Annotated in this window: 13 protein-coding genes; all 13 read left to right on the plus strand. The window is 62.2% G+C overall.

Features of this window, described 5'->3' with window-relative positions; all coding sequences use genetic code 11:
- Positions 1 to 16: 16 nt before the first annotated feature.
- Positions 17 to 748 carry a bifunctional demethylmenaquinone methyltransferase/2-methoxy-6-polyprenyl-1,4-benzoquinol methylase UbiE gene (ubiE, locus tag OH764_RS01900; RefSeq protein WP_020069624.1) on the plus strand — a complete coding sequence of 244 codons (732 nt, stop codon included), beginning with the start codon at positions 17 to 19 and terminating at the stop codon, positions 746 to 748.
- 37 nt (positions 749 to 785) lie between these two features.
- Positions 786 to 1,778, plus strand: coding sequence for a Tim44 domain-containing protein (locus OH764_RS01905; RefSeq protein ID WP_498847830.1), 993 nt, complete (start codon positions 786 to 788; stop codon positions 1,776 to 1,778).
- 165 nt (positions 1,779 to 1,943) lie between these two features.
- Positions 1,944 to 2,588 carry a ubiquinone biosynthesis accessory factor UbiJ gene (locus OH764_RS01910; protein ID WP_498847831.1) on the plus strand — a complete coding sequence of 215 codons (645 nt, stop codon included), beginning with the start codon at positions 1,944 to 1,946 and terminating at the stop codon, positions 2,586 to 2,588.
- Between the two features lie 15 nt (positions 2,589 to 2,603).
- Positions 2,604 to 4,181 carry a ubiquinone biosynthesis regulatory protein kinase UbiB gene (gene ubiB, locus OH764_RS01915; RefSeq protein WP_020069627.1) on the plus strand — a complete coding sequence of 526 codons (1,578 nt, stop codon included), beginning with the start codon at positions 2,604 to 2,606 and terminating at the stop codon, positions 4,179 to 4,181.
- Between the two features lie 19 nt (positions 4,182 to 4,200).
- Positions 4,201 to 4,824 (plus strand): class I SAM-dependent methyltransferase, encoded by a 624-nt coding sequence (locus tag OH764_RS01920; protein ID WP_498847832.1) that lies wholly within the window; start codon positions 4,201 to 4,203, stop codon positions 4,822 to 4,824.
- Between the two features lie 236 nt (positions 4,825 to 5,060).
- Entirely contained in the window at positions 5,061 to 5,441 is a 381-nt protein-coding gene (locus OH764_RS01925) for an FmdB family zinc ribbon protein (RefSeq protein ID WP_498847833.1), read from the plus strand.
- Between the two features lie 72 nt (positions 5,442 to 5,513).
- Complete coding sequence (locus tag OH764_RS01930) at positions 5,514 to 6,167, plus strand: DUF502 domain-containing protein (protein WP_020069630.1); 654 nt, start codon at positions 5,514 to 5,516, stop codon at positions 6,165 to 6,167.
- Between the two features lie 76 nt (positions 6,168 to 6,243).
- On the plus strand, positions 6,244 to 8,043 hold the full coding sequence (gene aspS, locus OH764_RS01935) for an aspartate--tRNA ligase family protein (protein WP_498847834.1): 1,800 nt from the start codon (positions 6,244 to 6,246) through the stop codon (positions 8,041 to 8,043).
- Positions 8,044 to 8,264: 221 nt separating this feature from the next.
- A complete protein-coding gene (gene nudB, locus OH764_RS01940) occupies positions 8,265 to 8,750 on the plus strand; it encodes a dihydroneopterin triphosphate diphosphatase (RefSeq protein WP_498847835.1) in 486 nt (161 codons plus the stop codon).
- A complete protein-coding gene (clsB, locus tag OH764_RS01945; protein WP_498847836.1) occupies positions 8,747 to 10,006 on the plus strand; it encodes a phospholipase D-like domain-containing protein in 1,260 nt (419 codons plus the stop codon). The genes nudB and clsB overlap by 4 nt, the downstream gene beginning before the upstream one ends.
- A gap of 345 nt (positions 10,007 to 10,351) precedes the next feature.
- Positions 10,352 to 10,951: a TetR/AcrR family transcriptional regulator gene (locus OH764_RS01950; RefSeq protein WP_020069634.1), complete on the plus strand. Its 600-nt coding sequence runs from the start codon at positions 10,352 to 10,354 to the stop codon at positions 10,949 to 10,951.
- A 107-nt stretch (positions 10,952 to 11,058) separates the two neighbouring features.
- On the plus strand, positions 11,059 to 12,846 hold the full coding sequence (locus tag OH764_RS01955) for an acyl-CoA dehydrogenase family protein (protein ID WP_498847837.1): 1,788 nt from the start codon (positions 11,059 to 11,061) through the stop codon (positions 12,844 to 12,846).
- 115 nt (positions 12,847 to 12,961) lie between these two features.
- A complete protein-coding gene (locus tag OH764_RS01960; protein WP_498847838.1) occupies positions 12,962 to 15,397 on the plus strand; it encodes a 3-hydroxyacyl-CoA dehydrogenase/enoyl-CoA hydratase family protein in 2,436 nt (811 codons plus the stop codon).
- Positions 15,398 to 15,411: the final 14 nt, after the last annotated feature.

Consider the following 15,411-nt stretch of genomic DNA (forward strand, 5'->3'; position numbering starts at 1 on the left):
CGAAAGGACAAGCGCGATGAGCAAAACCCACTTCGGCTTTCAATCGGTCGACGAACAGGAAAAAGCGCAGAAGGTGGCGGGCGTGTTCCACTCGGTTGCCGCCAACTACGACTTGATGAACGACCTGATGTCGGGCGGATTGCACCGGGCGTGGAAGATGTTCACGATCGCCCAAGCCAACGTGCGGCCGGGCTACAAGGTGCTCGACATCGCGGGCGGCACGGGCGATCTGTCCAAAGCGTTTGCAAAGCAGGCCGGCGAAACCGGCGAGGTCTGGCACACGGACATCAACGAATCCATGCTGCGCGTAGGCCGCGACCGTTTGCTCGACAAGGGCGTGATCACGCCGGCGCTGCTCTGCGACGCCGAGAAGATCCCTTTCCCGGACAATTACTTCGACGTCGTGACCGTGGCATTCGGCTTGCGCAATATGACGCATAAGGACGTTGCGCTGGCGGAAATGCGTCGCGTCCTGAAGCCGGCAGGCCGTCTGCTCGTTCTCGAATTCTCGAAGGTATGGGATCCGTTGAAAAAAGCCTACGATGTCTATTCGTTCAAGGTCTTGCCGTGGCTTGGCGAGCGCTTTGCGAAAGACGCGGAAAGCTACCGTTACCTCGCGGAATCGATCCGGATGCATCCGGATCAGGAAACCTTGAAAACAATGATGGAACAAGCCGGCCTTGACGGCGTCAAATATTACAATTTGTCAGCTGGCGTGGTAGCTTTACATGTGGGGACCAAATACTAGGGTTCCTAACCCATCGTTTTTAAAGGAAAGTGCCAAAATGTCCGATTCAGCCGTGTTATCTCCCCGTAAGGTGAAGCGGTCGCTGGCGAGACGAATCGGACTGATCGCGATGGTCGGCCTGATCGTGGCCGGCTCCGTCGCCTCGCTCGATGCGGAAGCTCGCCGCATGGGCGGTGGCCGTAGTTTTGGCCGTCAGTCGAACACCGTTCAGCAACAAGCTGCGCCGTCGCAGCCTTCCCCGTCCAATCTGCAGGGCATGCAGCGCGCGCAACCGGCGCCCGCACCTGCGCCGGCGCCTGCCCCGCAACCTAACCGGTCGCGCTGGCTCGGCCCGATCGCGGGTCTGGCGGCCGGTCTGGGTATCGCAGCACTGCTGTCGCACTTCGGTCTGGGCGGTGCGTTTGCTGGCGCAATGGCCAATATCATCGTCATTGCGTTGCTCGCCATGGTCGGCATCTGGCTGATCCGCCGCTTCATGGGCCGCAAGCGCGATACGTCGCAGCCGGCTTACGCAGGTCAGTCGCCGTCGCTGAATTCGGGTGCCACGGGTTATACGCAGGAGCCGCGCTACACCGCGCCGCCTACGGGCTCGTATCTGGAACCGCAGGGCAATCCGCTGACCACGCCGTCCATCAATACAACGCCGAGTGTGCCGGCGGGCTTCGATTCCGAAGCGTTCCTGCGTAACGCGAAGGTGTACTTCGTTCGTCTGCAGGCCGCGTGGGACGTCGGCAATATCGACGATATCCGCGAATTCACCACGCCGGAAATGTTCGCGGAGATCCGCGTCGACCTCGCTTCACGCGGCGCCGAAACGAATCAGACAGACGTCGTTCAGCTCAACGCCGATCTGTTGGGCGTGGAAGAACGTGCGAACGAATACTTCGCGAGCGTGCGCTTCTCCGGCCTGATTCGCGAAACGCCGGGTGCGGCGGCGCAGCCGTTCGTCGAAGTGTGGAACCTGTCGAAGGCGAACCGTCCGGGCGAAGGCTGGCTGCTGGCGGGCATTCAGCAGCTCGCGCAGCATTGAGATGGCGCGGGCTCGCGGCGCTGCTTGGCCCGCGTCCGCGTGCAACGTTGGCCTGCGGCCGGCCCGCAGTTAGCCGTTCGGCCGAGCAAGCCGCGAAGCGAACGGACGTTACAATAGGAACCCGCGCGAGCACTCGCTTGCGCGGGTTTTTTCTTGCCACTTTCAATGACCCTCGCCGCCAAGCCTTTCGCTGCTGCTGTCAATCATCTGCTCGCCCGCGAATCGTGGGCCCGTGAGCGCCTCGCCCCTTATGCGGGCAGGACCGCCAGACTGTCGTCGCCACCTGTCGTGCTGATGCTGCTGGTGCAGCCGGACGGCTATCTGACTACGCTCGGCGCAAGCGACGCACAACAGTTCGACGTGACCATCTCGGTCCCGTCCGACGCGTTGCCTGCTTTCGTGCAGGGCGGCCAGGCGGCCGTCATGAAACACGTGAAGATTGAAGGCGACGCGGAGTTCGCCACGGTCATTGCCCATCTTGCCGAGCATTTGCGCTGGGAGCCGGAAGAGGATCTCGCAAAGCTGATCGGCGACGGCCCCGCGTGGCGCGTTGCGTCGATCGTGCGCACCGTCGGTGAACATGTCCAGCGCACCGGCCGCAATCTGCTCGATACGGCCACCGAGTATCTGCTCGACGAGAATCCCCAGCTCGTGCGCCGCGCCGCGCTGGAAGACTTCAATGCCGAGCTGGCGCGGGCCCGCGACGCGTTGGCGCGAGTGGAAAAACGTATCCAGCGTCTTGAACAGAAGGTCGAAGCCCACGGCGCAGTTGTGCCGGGCGGCGCCGCCACGTTGCGCGGCACGCGCTAGTCACCGGGCACAACCATGCGTTTTCTGCGTTTCCTCAAGATATTTTTCACGGTTATCCGCTTCGGTCTCGACGAGATGATGCTCGGCCGCGTCAACGACCGGCGCGTGCGCATGCTGTTGCGTATCACCACGATCGGCCGCAAGTTCGACGCGCCGCCCGGCGTGCGCTTACGGCTCGCGCTTGAAAGCCTCGGGCCGATCTTCGTCAAGTTCGGGCAGGTATTGTCGACGCGGCGCGACCTGTTGCCGGTCGATATCGCCAACGAACTTGCGAAGCTTCAGGACCAGGTGCCGCCGTTCGATTCGGCGGTGGCGATAGGGCTGGTCGAAAAGTCGTTGGGCGCGCCTGTCGACGTGCTGTTTGACGATTTCGAGCGGGTGCCTGTGGCGAGCGCGTCCATCGCGCAGGTGCACTTCGCGACGGTGAAGGCCGGGCAGCATGCCGGCAAGGCCGTCGCTGTGAAGGTGCTGCGTCCGAACATGCTGCCTGTTATCGATTCGGACCTCGCGTTGCTGCGCGACATCGCCGTGTGGGCCGAGCGTTTGTGGGCAGACGGCAAGCGCCTGAAGCCGCGCGAGGTGGTCGCTGAATTCGACAAGTACCTGCACGACGAACTCGATCTGATGCGCGAGGCGGCCAACGGCAGCCAGTTGCGCCGTAACTTCGCCGGGCTCGATCTGCTGCTCGTGCCGGAAATGTATTGGGAGTTCTGCACGCCAACCGTGCTCGTCATGGAGCGCATGGTCGGCGTGCCGATCAGCCAGGTGGATACATTGCGCGCGGCGGGCGTGGATATCCCGAAGCTGGCGCGCGAAGGCGTCGAAATTTTCTTCACTCAGGTGTTCCGCGACGGCTTTTTCCACGCGGACATGCACCCTGGCAACATTCAGGTGAGCCTCGATCCGGCGCACTTCGGCCGTTATATCGCGCTGGATTTCGGGATCATCGGGGCGCTGTCGGACTTCGACAAGAACTACCTCGCACAAAATTTCCTCGCGTTTTTCAAGCGCGACTACCACCGAGTCGCGACGCTGCATCTGGAATCGGGCTGGGTGCCGCCGACCACGCGCGTGGAGGAACTCGAAAGCGCCATTCGCGCGGTGTGCGAGCCGTATTTCGACCGCGCGCTGAAGGACATCTCGCTCGGTCAGGTGCTGATGCGTCTGTTTTCTACGTCGCGCCGCTTCAACGTCGAAATTCAGCCGCAACTGGTGCTGTTGCAAAAGACCATGCTCAACGTGGAAGGTCTCGGCCGATCGCTCGATCCCGAACTGGATTTGTGGAAAACGGCGAAGCCCTATCTCGAGCGCTGGATGAACGAGCAGATCGGTCTGCGCGGCTGGTACGAGCGGCTCAAGATCGAAGCGCCGCAATGGAGCAAGACGCTGCCACAGTTGCCGCGCCTGATCCATCATGTGCTGGCCGAGCGGCACGATCACGGACGGGTCGGCAACGACGACATGATCCGGCAGATCCTGCTCGAACAGAAGCGTACTAACCGGCTGCTGCAGGGCTTGCTGCTGTTTGGCGTAGCGGTCGGCGTCGGCGCGGCGCTTGCGCGTGTGGTCCTCGCGCTGGCTTACGGCAGTTAATAAGTTTGCGAGGCGCGTGATGAGCGACACTACCCAATCCCCAGTCCCCGATTTCGAAAACCGTGATCCGAATTCGCCGGCGTTCTGGAACGAGCGGTTCGAGCAGCATTTCATGCCGTGGGATCAGGCGGGTGTGCCGTCGGCGTTTCAGTCGTTTGCGAGCCGGCACACCGGAGAGGCGGTGCTGATTCCGGGTTGCGGCAGCGCATATGAAGCCGCCTGGCTGGCAGAGCACGGCAGCCCGGTTCGGGCAATCGATTTCTCGCAGGCAGCGGTCGCGGCGGCACGGGCGCAATTGGGCGAGAAACATGCAGAACTCGTGGAAGAAGCCGATTTCTTCACCTACGAGCCTCCGTTCAGGCCGGCGTGGATCTACGAGCGGGCGTTCCTCTGCGCGTTGCCGTTGGCGCGGCGCGTCGACTATGCGCGTCGAATGGCGGATCTGTTGCCGGCGGGCGCGTTGCTCGCCGGATTCTTCTTTTTCGGCACGACGCCGAAGGGGCCGCCGTTCGGCATCGTGCGTGGCGAACTGGAAGCGCTGCTGACGCCTTTTTTCGAACTGCTCGAAGACGAACCCGTGGCCGATTCGATCGCCGTATTCGCGGGGCGCGAGCGCTGGCTAACCTGGCGCCGCCGCGCGTGAGCGTGGTGCGAGGGGAATCGGCGGGCGGCTATGGCGGCAACTGGAAGCGGCTACGTGCGGGAGGTGTAGCGCGCTTCCGGCGTCAGCGCGGCCCTTGATTTTCCCGATAGCCGCCCTCATCTGGCGCATCGGCGGTCGCGTCGGACGCTTATCCCCAAAATGCGGGGAGCGTTATCGTTTGCGGCTATAATTCAAGGCTTTGCAAGCGTTTACAAGATTTCAGTAGGGAACAGGTCATGCCGATCTACGCTTATCGTTGCGAGTCATGCGGCTTCGGGAAAGACGTGCTTCAGAAGATGAGCGACGCCCAGTTGACGCAATGTCCCGAATGCGGGAAAGACACTTTTCGGAAACAGGTCACGGCCGCGGGCTTCCAGTTGAAGGGCTCCGGCTGGTACGTGACCGACTTCCGCGGCGGCAATAGCGGCACGAGCGCGCCGGCGAAGGCGGACGCAGACGGTGCGTCCAACGGCAGCCCGGCCGGGACTGCCGCACCTGCCGGCAATGGCACCGCGAAATCCGACACGGCCACGGCCAGCAGCGCAGCCGCCACGCCGGCCGCGCCCGCTGCGGCGCCGGCGGCTAGCGCAGGCGCTAGCAGTTCAGGCAGCGCCTAGTGGGACTGCCGCCCTCGGGGGCGGCGCACACGCCGCGCAGCGCTTTGGCGGCGCGGCTTTCTGGCGGTACACATGACGACGAAAAAAACGACACTCAAATCGGTGTTTCTGACTGGCCTGCTGGTGCTGGTGCCTTTGGCCATCACGCTGTGGGTGCTCGGTCTGATCATCGGCACGATGGACCAGACGCTGTTGCTGCTGCCGCGCGCATGGCAACCGGAGCGTGTGTTCGGCTTCCGGCTGCCGGGTCTCGGCGCGGTGCTGACACTGGCGTTCATCTTTGTCGTCGGCCTGCTGACGCAGAACTTCGTCGGGCAGAAGCTCGTGAAGTGGTGGGAAGTCGTCGTCGCGCACATTCCCGTGGTCGGACCGATCTACACGAGCGTCAAGCAGGTGTCCGACACGCTGCTGTCGAGCAGCGGCAACGCCTTTCGTAAGGCGCTTCTGATCGAATATCCGCGCCGTGGCTCCTATACGATCGCGTTTCTCACCGGAATTCCGGGTGGCGACGTGATCAATCACCTGAAGGAAGATCACGTCAGCGTCTACGTGCCGACTACGCCGAACCCAACGTCCGGCTTCTTTCTGATGGTGCCGAAGAGCGAAGTGATCGAACTCGACATGACCGTCGACGCCGCGCTCAAGTACATCGTCTCGATGGGCGTGGTGGCGCCGTCCGCGCCGCCGGCGCCGGTGCGCCGCACGACAGTCGAGCCTCCGCTGTAATGCCGGCGCGCAACGTTTCACGCAGTGTTCAGCTGCGGCGCGCCGTTCAACTAATGCAAAACGAAAGTCAAACATCATGTCGATGAGATCTGAATACTGCGGTCTGGTGACCGAAGAACTGCTGGGCCAAACCGTCTCGCTGTGCGGCTGGGTAAGCCGCCGCCGCGACCATGGCGGCGTTATCTTCATCGACCTGCGCGATCGCGAAGGCCTCGTCCAGGTCGTCTGCGACCCGGACCGCGCGGAGATGTTCAAGGCAGCCGAAGGCGTGCGCAACGAATTCTGTCTGCAAATCAAGGGCGTGGTGCGCAGCCGTCCGGAAGGCACGACGAACGCCGCGCTGAAAAGCGGCAAGATCGAAGTGCTGTGCCATGAGTTGATCGTGCTGAACGCGTCGATCACGCCGCCGTTCCAGCTCGACGACGACAACCTGTCGGAAACCACGCGTCTCACGCATCGCGTGCTGGACCTGCGCCGTCCGCAGATGCAGCACAACCTGCGTCTGCGCTACCGCGTCGCGATCGAAGTGCGCAAGTATCTGGACGCGCAGGGCTTCGTCGACATTGAAACGCCGATGCTCACCAAGAGCACGCCGGAAGGCGCTCGCGACTACCTGGTGCCGTCGCGCACCAACCCCGGCCAGTTCTTCGCGCTGCCGCAATCGCCGCAGCTCTTCAAGCAGCTGCTGATGGTGGCGAACTTCGATCGCTACTACCAGATCGTCAAGTGCTTCCGCGACGAAGACCTGCGCGCCGACCGTCAGCCGGAATTCACGCAGATCGACTGCGAGACCTCGTTCCTGTCGGAACAGGAAATCCGCGATCTGTTCGAAGCGATGATCCGTCACGTGTTCAAGGAAACGATCGGCGTCGAGCTGGAAGAGAAATTCCCGGTTATGCAGTATTCGGAAGCCATGCGCCGCTTTGGTTCGGACAAGCCGGACCTGCGCGTAAAGCTCGAGTTCACCGACCTGACCGACGCGGTCAAAGACGTCGACTTCAAGGTGTTCAGCACGCCGGCCAATACGAAAGACGGCCGCGTCGCGGCGATCCGCGTGCCGAAGGGCGGCGAGCTTTCACGTGGCGACATCGACAGCTACACCGAATTCGTGCGCATTTACGGTGCCAAGGGTCTCGCGTGGATCAAGGTCAACGAAGTGGCGAAGGGCCGTGACGGCCTGCAAAGCCCGATCGTCAAGAACCTGCACGACGAAGCGGTCAAGGCGATCATCGAGCGCACCGGCGCGCAAGACGGCGACATTATTTTCTTCGCGGCGGACCGCGCGAAGGTGGTGAACGACAGCCTCGGCGCGCTGCGCCTGAAGATCGGCCACTCGGAATTCGGCAAGGCAAACGGCCTCGTCGAATCGGGCTGGAAGCCGCTGTGGGTGGTCGACTTCCCGATGTTCGAATACGACGAGGAAGACAACCGCTACGTCGCCGCGCATCACCCGTTCACGAGCCCGAAAGACGAGCACCTCGAGTATCTGGAAACGGACCCGGCGCGCTGCCTCGCAAAGGCTTACGACATGGTGCTGAACGGCTGGGAAATCGGCGGCGGCTCGGTGCGTATTCATCGTGAAGAAGTGCAGAGCAAGGTGTTCCGCGCGCTGAAGATCAACGCGGAAGAAGCGCAAGCCAAGTTCGGCTTCCTGCTCGACGCGCTGCAATACGGCGCGCCTCCGCACGGCGGCATTGCGTTCGGCCTGGACCGCATCGTCACGATGATGGCCGGCGCCGACTCGATCCGCGACGTGATCGCGTTCCCCAAGACGCAGCGCGCGCAAGACTTGCTCACGCAAGCGCCGAGCGAAGTGGATGAGCGCCAGTTGCGCGAGTTGCACATCCGCTTGCGTACGCCGGAACCGAAGGCGTAATCGAGGCGACCCGCGGCTGCCTGTGAACGGCAACGCGGGCTAGCACGCAAGCTAGCATAAGGAACGTCGAGCAAGATACGCTTGATGAAATAGCAAAACGAGAAAGGCGCGTCACGCGCCTTTTTTGCTTTTTGCGTTACAGTCCATGCAACAGCTTCTGCTCGCTCATTGGACCACTCGCCGACATGTACCGCGCAAGCGTTGCGCCCAGTTTCCACGCCATGCCGAAACCGCCAAAGATCCCGCAGTCCGTACTTGTCGTCATTCATACGCCCTCGCTCGACGTGCTGTTGATCGAGCGCGCCGATATTCCGGGCTTCTGGCAATCGGTGACGGGTTCCAAAGACCGGCTCGATGAGCCGCTCGCCGAGACGGCGATCCGTGAAGTGGCCGAAGAAACGGGCATCGTGATCGGCAGCACACTGGTGCCGGAGAGCGCCTTGTTCGACTGGCAATACTCGATCGAGTACGAGATCTATCCGCAGTTCCTGCATCGTTACGGCGAAGGCGTGATCCATAACACCGAGCATTGGTTCAGCGTACAAGTGCCCGAGCAACTCGAGGTGACATTGGCGCCGCGCGAACACACCGCATTTCTCTGGCTGCCATATGAAGAGGCGGCGTCGCGTTGTTTCTCTTCGTCGAATGCGGATGCGATTCTGCAATTGCCCAAGAGGCTGCGCGAGCGTTCGGAGTCTCGCGGATGAGCGTCGGCGGCGCACGCCGTTTCGCCCGCCTGCGGCAATCGCTGCTCGGCCGCCGCTATTGGCAGCGCTACCGCTTCACGAGCGGCAACGACGTCAAGCTGCTGCGCTCGGGCGGCGAGTACTTCAGCGCGCTCATCGAGCGCATCGATGCCGCGGAGCGCGACGTCGTTCTCGAAACCTATATCTTCTGCAATGACGAGGCCGGCCAGTCGGTCGGCGCAGCGTTGCTGCGAGCGGCGGCGCGCGGCGTGCGCGTGCGAGTGATTACCGACGGCATCGGCACTGCACGCCTGTCGATGTTCGACGAGTGGGCCAGCGCGGGCATCGAGCATCGGATCTACAACCCGCATATCTTCGGGCGCTTCGGCTTTTCGCGCACGCATCGCAAGCTCGCCGTGATCGACGATCAATTCGGGTACTGCGGCGGCATCAACATCGTCGACGATTACGAGAACGACGGCGAAAGGCTGCCCTATCGACGCTGGGATTTCGCGGTGGAATTGCACGGGCCGGTGGTCAGCGACATCCGCGAGGCCTTCGAAGTGCAGTGGCGCCGGATTCGCGTCGGTCATCGGCCGCTCGATTCGTTGGAGCCGGATCTGACTCCGAAGACGGCAGCGTCGCTCGGCAACCTGAGACGTCGCCGCCGACGCCGCAACGAGGAGTTGTGGGCGGGCGGCGAACCCTGTGTGGCCTTCGTCGCACGCGACAACCTGATCAATCGCCGGGCGATCGAAAAGGCGTATCTGACGGCGATTGGCCAGGCTCGCGAGGAGGTGCTGCTGGCGAACCCGTACTTCATGCCGGGCCGCAAGCTCCGCCGCGCGCTGGTGTATGCGGCCCGGCGGGGCGTGGTGGTGAAACTGATCATCGGGCGCAAGGAATTCAAGGCGCTCGATTACGCGGTGCCGTTTCTCTACCGCGCGTTGCTTAGAGCAGGGGTGCAGATCGCCGAGTACGAGAAAACCCTACTGCACGGCAAGGTCGCGGTGGTCGACTCGAACTGGGCGACCGTGGGTTCGTCCAATCTCGACGCGCTGAGCCTGATGCTCAACAACGAGGCCAATGTCGTGCTCGTGAACGATCCGTCGATCGACGCGCTTCGCGAAGCGATTCTGGCCGCCTTCAAAGACGCACGGCGTATCGACGAAGCGCACTACGATGCGCGTCCGGCCGGCGAACGCCTGCTCAACTGGCTCGCCTACACGACCTACCGGGCGGTGATGAAGCTGCTCACGGTGGGCGGCTACGATTGAAGGGGCCGAATCGATGGCCCCAATCGTGGCGCACGCGCTCATCGCCCAAGACATCGCCGACATCGCGCCCGCCCCTTCCTGATGGCGGCGTTTGTACGGCATCATGCCGGCCTTACGGCGAAAACGGCAACGGAAGCAGCAATCAAACGGGCGTCCCTCGGGCAACAATTGCCTCAAGGCGAACGCCTCTAAAAAATCAGCTTCCTCCGATTGCCAGATGTCGCAGAATTGAAACCTGGTTAGAAACCGGTTTCTAATAAAGTCCTTGTTTCGCGGACGGCGCCACTCAATAATAGTACGGCCGTTCGATTTTCATTTCGGTCACATTAGAACGGTAAAAAAGCTATGCGAAAAGGCGAACAGACGCGAGTCGCGATTCTCGATGCAGCACTTGATCTCGCAAGCCGCGACGGACTTGAAGGTCTGACGATTGGCCTCTTGGCCGAGCGCATGCAGATGAGCAAAAGCGGTGTGTTCGCGCATTTCGGATCTCGCGAAGACTTGCAGGTTGAAGTGGTGCGCGAGTATCACCGTCGTTTCGAAGACGAGGTGTTCTTTCCGAGCCTGCGCGAACCTCGCGGACTGCCGCGCTTGCGAGCGATGATTTCCCGCTGGATCGAGAAGCGCATTCAGGAAGTCACGACCGGGTGCATCTACATCAGCGGCGCCGTCGAGTACGACGACCGCGCGGATAGCCAGGTGCGCGAGCAACTTGTGTCGAGCGTGACGATCTGGCGCGCGGCACTGACTCGCGCGATTTCGCAGGCGGTAGAGGAAGGGCATTTGCGTGCCGATACGGACCCGCAGTTGATGCTCTTCGAACTGTACAGCTTCACGCTCGGTCTGCATCACGACGCGCGCTTCCTGCATCTGCCGGATGCGGTGCGTCTCACGTGGGCCGCGCTGGAAAAATTGATTGTTTCGTATCAGAGCGAAAGCCGTTAGTGCACACCGCGAACCTGAACAAGGTTCAGCGGCGAAAACGCGAACAAACCTCCGCGTGACGCACTCGCGCTAACGGCCTGGCTTCTTGTCAAACTTTGGAGAGAGTCATGGGACAGTACGCCGCGCCGCTGCGCGACATGCAATTCGTGTTGCACGAACTGCTCAACGTCGAAGCCGAGATCAAGCAGATGCCGAAGCACGCGGATCTCGACGCGGAGACGATCAACGCCGTGCTCGAAGAGGCCGGCAAGTTCTGCTCCGAAGTGTTGTTCCCGCTCAATCACAGCGGCGACCAGGAAGGCTGCACGTACGTCGGCGACGGCGTCGTCACCACGCCGAAAGGCTTCAAGGAAGCCTATCAGCAGTATGTGGAGGCTGGCTGGCCGGCGCTAGGCTGCGATCCGGAATACGGCGGCCAGGGGCTGCCCGCGTTCGTCAACAACGCGTTGTACGAAATGCTGAACTCGGCGAATCAGGCGTGGACCATGTATCCGGGTCTCTCGCACGGCGCCTACGAATGTCTGCACGCACACGGCACGCCCGAGTTGCAGCAGCGCTATCTGCCGAAGCTCGTCTCCGGCGTGTGGACCGGCACGATGTGCCTGACCGAACCGCATTGCGGCACCGATCTCGGCATTCTGCGCACCAAGGCCGAGCCGAACAGCGACGGTTCGTACTCGATCAGCGGTACGAAGATTTTCATCTCCAGCGGTGAACACGATCTCGCGGAGAACATCGTCCACCTCGTGCTCGCGCGTTTGCCGGATGCGCCCAAGGGCACCAAAGGCATTTCGCTTTTCATCGTGCCGAAGTTTGTTCCGAATGAAGCTGGCGAGCCGGGCGAACGCAATGGCGTGAAGTGCGGCTCCATCGAACACAAGATGGGCATTCACGGCAACGCGACCTGCGTGATCAATCTCGACAACGCGAAGGGCTGGCTCGTCGGTGAGCCGAACAAGGGCCTCAACGCGATGTTCGTGATGATGAACGCGGCTCGCCTTGGCGTCGGCATGCAAAGTCTCGGCCTCACCGAAGTTGCGTATCAGAACTCGCTGACGTACGCGAAAGAGCGTCTGCAGATGCGTTCGCTGACCGGCCCGAAGGCGCCCGAGAAGGCCGCTGATCCGATCATCGTGCACCCCGACGTGCGTCGCATGCTGCTCACGCAGAAGGCCTATGCGGAAGGCGCGCGCGCGTTCTCGTACTGGTCCGCGCTGCACATCGACAAGGAACTGTCGCACGCCGACGAACCGGTGCGTAAGGAAGCCGCCGACCTCGTCGCGCTGCTCACGCCGATCCTGAAAGCGTTCCTGTCGGACAACGCATTCGAAGGCACGAATCACGCGATGCAGATCTACGGCGGCCACGGCTTCATCGCTGAGTGGGGCATGGAACAGTACGTGCGCGACGCGCGTATCAACATGATCTACGAAGGCACGAACGCGATTCAGGCGCTCGACCTGCTCGGCCGCAAGATTCTCGGCGACATGGGCGCGAAGATGAAGAAGTTCGGCAAGCTCGTCACGGAGTTCGTCGAAGCGGAAGGCGTGAAGCCGGAAATGCAGGAATTCATCAACCCGCTCGCCGACATCGGCGAAAAGGTGCAGAAGCTGACCATGGAAATCGGCATGAAGGCCATGCAGAACCCGGACGAAGTCGGCGCCGCTGCCGTGCCGTACTTGCGCACTGTCGGCCATCTCGTGTTCTCGTACTTCTGGGCGCGCATGGCGCGCATCGCGCTGGACAAGGAAGCGTCGGGTGATCCGTTCTACAAGGCAAAGCTCGCCACCGCGCGCTTCTATTTCGCGAAGCTGCTGCCTGAGACGGCCATGACGATCCGTCAGGCGCGCGCAGGTTCGAAGCCGCTCATGGAAGTCGAAGAAGCGCTGTTCTAAGCCATCTCACGGAACGCGTCGCGCTCATTCGAACAGCGCGACGCGTTCGCCAGCCACACATGTCGCGAACCAGCCGACACATTCGCGACACCGCATAACTCCCCGGAGGAACGACGTGAGCAATCTGATCATTCGCAAGGTAGCCGTGCTCGGCGCCGGCGTGATGGGCGCGCAGATCGCCGCGCACCTGATCAACGCCAAGGTGCCCGTGCTGCTGTTCGACCTGTCCGCCAAAGAAGGTCCGAAGAACGCAATCGCGCTGAAGGCGATCGAGAATCTGAAGAAGCTGTCGCCGGCGCCGTTCGGCGTGAAAGACGACGCGCAATACATTCAGCCGGCGAATTACGACGACGACATCGAGAAGCTTGCCGAATGCGACCTCGTGATCGAAGCGATCGCCGAGCGCATGGACTGGAAGCACGACCTGTACAAGAAGGTGTCGCCGCATATCGCGCCGAACGCGATATTCGCGACCAACACGTCGGGCCTGTCGATCACCGAACTCTCGCAAGGTTTCGCGGACGAGCTGAAGGCGCGCTTTTGCGGTGTGCACTTTTTCAATCCGCCGCGCTACATGCATCTGGTGGAATTGATTCCGACCGCGACGACGCGCCCGGAAATTCTCGATCAGCTCGAAACGTTCCTGACGAGCGTGGTCGGCAAGGGCGTCGTGCGCGCGAAGGACACGCCGAACTTCATCGCGAATCGCGTCGGCATTTTCTCGATTCTCGCCGTCGTTACCGAAGCCGCGAAATTCGGCCTGCGTTTTGACGAAGTGGACGATCTGACCGGCTCGCGTCTCGGCCGTGCGAAGTCGGCCACGTTCCGGACCGCTGACGTGGTCGGTCTGGACACAATGGCGCACGTCATCAAGACGATGCAGGACAACCTGAAGGACGATCCGTTCTTCCCCGTCTACGAAACGCCGACCGTGCTCGCCGAACTCGTGAAGAAGGGCGCACTCGGTCAGAAGACCGGCGGCGGCTTCTACCGGAAAGAAGGCAAGGCGATCAAGGTGCTCGACCCGAAAACGGGCGACTACGTGGATGGCGGTGCGAAGGCGGACGAACTGGTCGGCCGCATCCTGAAGCGCCCGCCGGCCGAGCGCCTCAAACTGTTGCGCGAATCGCAGCATCCGCAGGCTCAGTTCCTGTGGTCGATTTTCCGCGACGTGTTCCACTACATCGGCGTGCATCTGGAATCGATCGCCGATAACGCCCGCGACGTCGATCTGGCAATCCGCTGGGGCTTCGGCTGGAACGAAGGCCCGTTCGAAGGCTGGCAGACTGCGGGCTGGAAGCAGGTCGCCGAATGGGTGCAGGAAGATGTCGCAGCGGGCAAGGCGCTTTCTAACGTGCCGCTGCCGTCGTGGGTGCTCGACGGCCCGGTCGCCGAGAAGGGCGGCGTGCATACGAACGAAGGTTCATGGTCGCCCGCTTCGAAGACTTTCGTGCCGCGCTCTTCGCTCGGTGTGTATGACCGGCAGGTGTTTCGTGCACCGCTCGTCGGCGAAACGGCGGCTGACCCGAAGACCTACGGCAAGACGCTGTTCGAAACCGACGCCGTGCGCGCCTGGGTGGACGACCGCGCCGGCGAAAACGACGTGCTGATCGTGTCGTTCAAGAGCAAGATGAACACGATCGGACCGTCGGTGATCGACGGTCTCACGCAGGCAATCGAACTAGCTGAGAAAGAGTACAAAGGTCTCGTCGTGTGGCAGCCGACATCGCTGAAGCTCGGCACACCGGGCGGCCCGTTCTCCGCGGGCGCCAACCTTGAAGAAGCGATGCCCGCGTTCATGATGGGCGGCGCGAAGGGCATCGAGCCGTTCGTGAAGAAATTCCAGCAAGGCATGCTGCGCGTGAAGTATGCGAGCGTGCCGGTCGTTTCCGCGGTGTCGGGCATCGCGCTTGGCGGCGGCTGCGAACTGCTGCTGCATAGCGCGAAGCGGGTCGCGCACATCGAAAGCTATATCGGTCTGGTCGAAGTCGGCGTGGGTCTGGTGCCCGCGGGCGGCGGCCTCAAGGAAGCGGCGCTGCGCGCAGCGGAAGCCGCGACGCAAGTCGGCGCGACCAACGACCTGCTGAAGTTCGTGCAGAAGTCGTTCGAAAATGCGGCGATGGCGAAGGTCTCCGCCTCCGCGCTCGATGCTCGCGCAATGGGTTATCTGAAGCCGTCCGACACGATCGTCTTCAACGTGTTCGAGTTGCTCGACGTCGCGAAGAAAGAAGCGCGCGCGCTGGCCGGTGCGGGTTATCGTCCGCCGCTGCGCGTCACGCAAGTGCCGGTCGCCGGACGTTCGGCGATCTCGACGATCAAGGCTTCACTCGTGAACATGCGCGACGGGCGCTTCATCAGCGAGCACGATTTCCTGATCGCGAGCCGTATCGCGGAAGCCGTCTGCGGCGGCGACGTCGAAGCAGGCAGTCTCGTCGACGAAGAATGGTTGCTGCATCTGGAGCGTCGCGCATTCGTGGATCTGCTGGGCACGCAGAAGACCCAGGAACGGATCATGGGCATGCTGCAGACCGGCAAGCCGGTGCGGAATTGAGCGACTAGCGCAAA

It is taken from the genome of Burkholderia sp. M6-3 (genome assembly GCF_050858985.1).
GTDB lineage: Bacteria > Pseudomonadota > Gammaproteobacteria > Burkholderiales > Burkholderiaceae > Paraburkholderia > Paraburkholderia caledonica.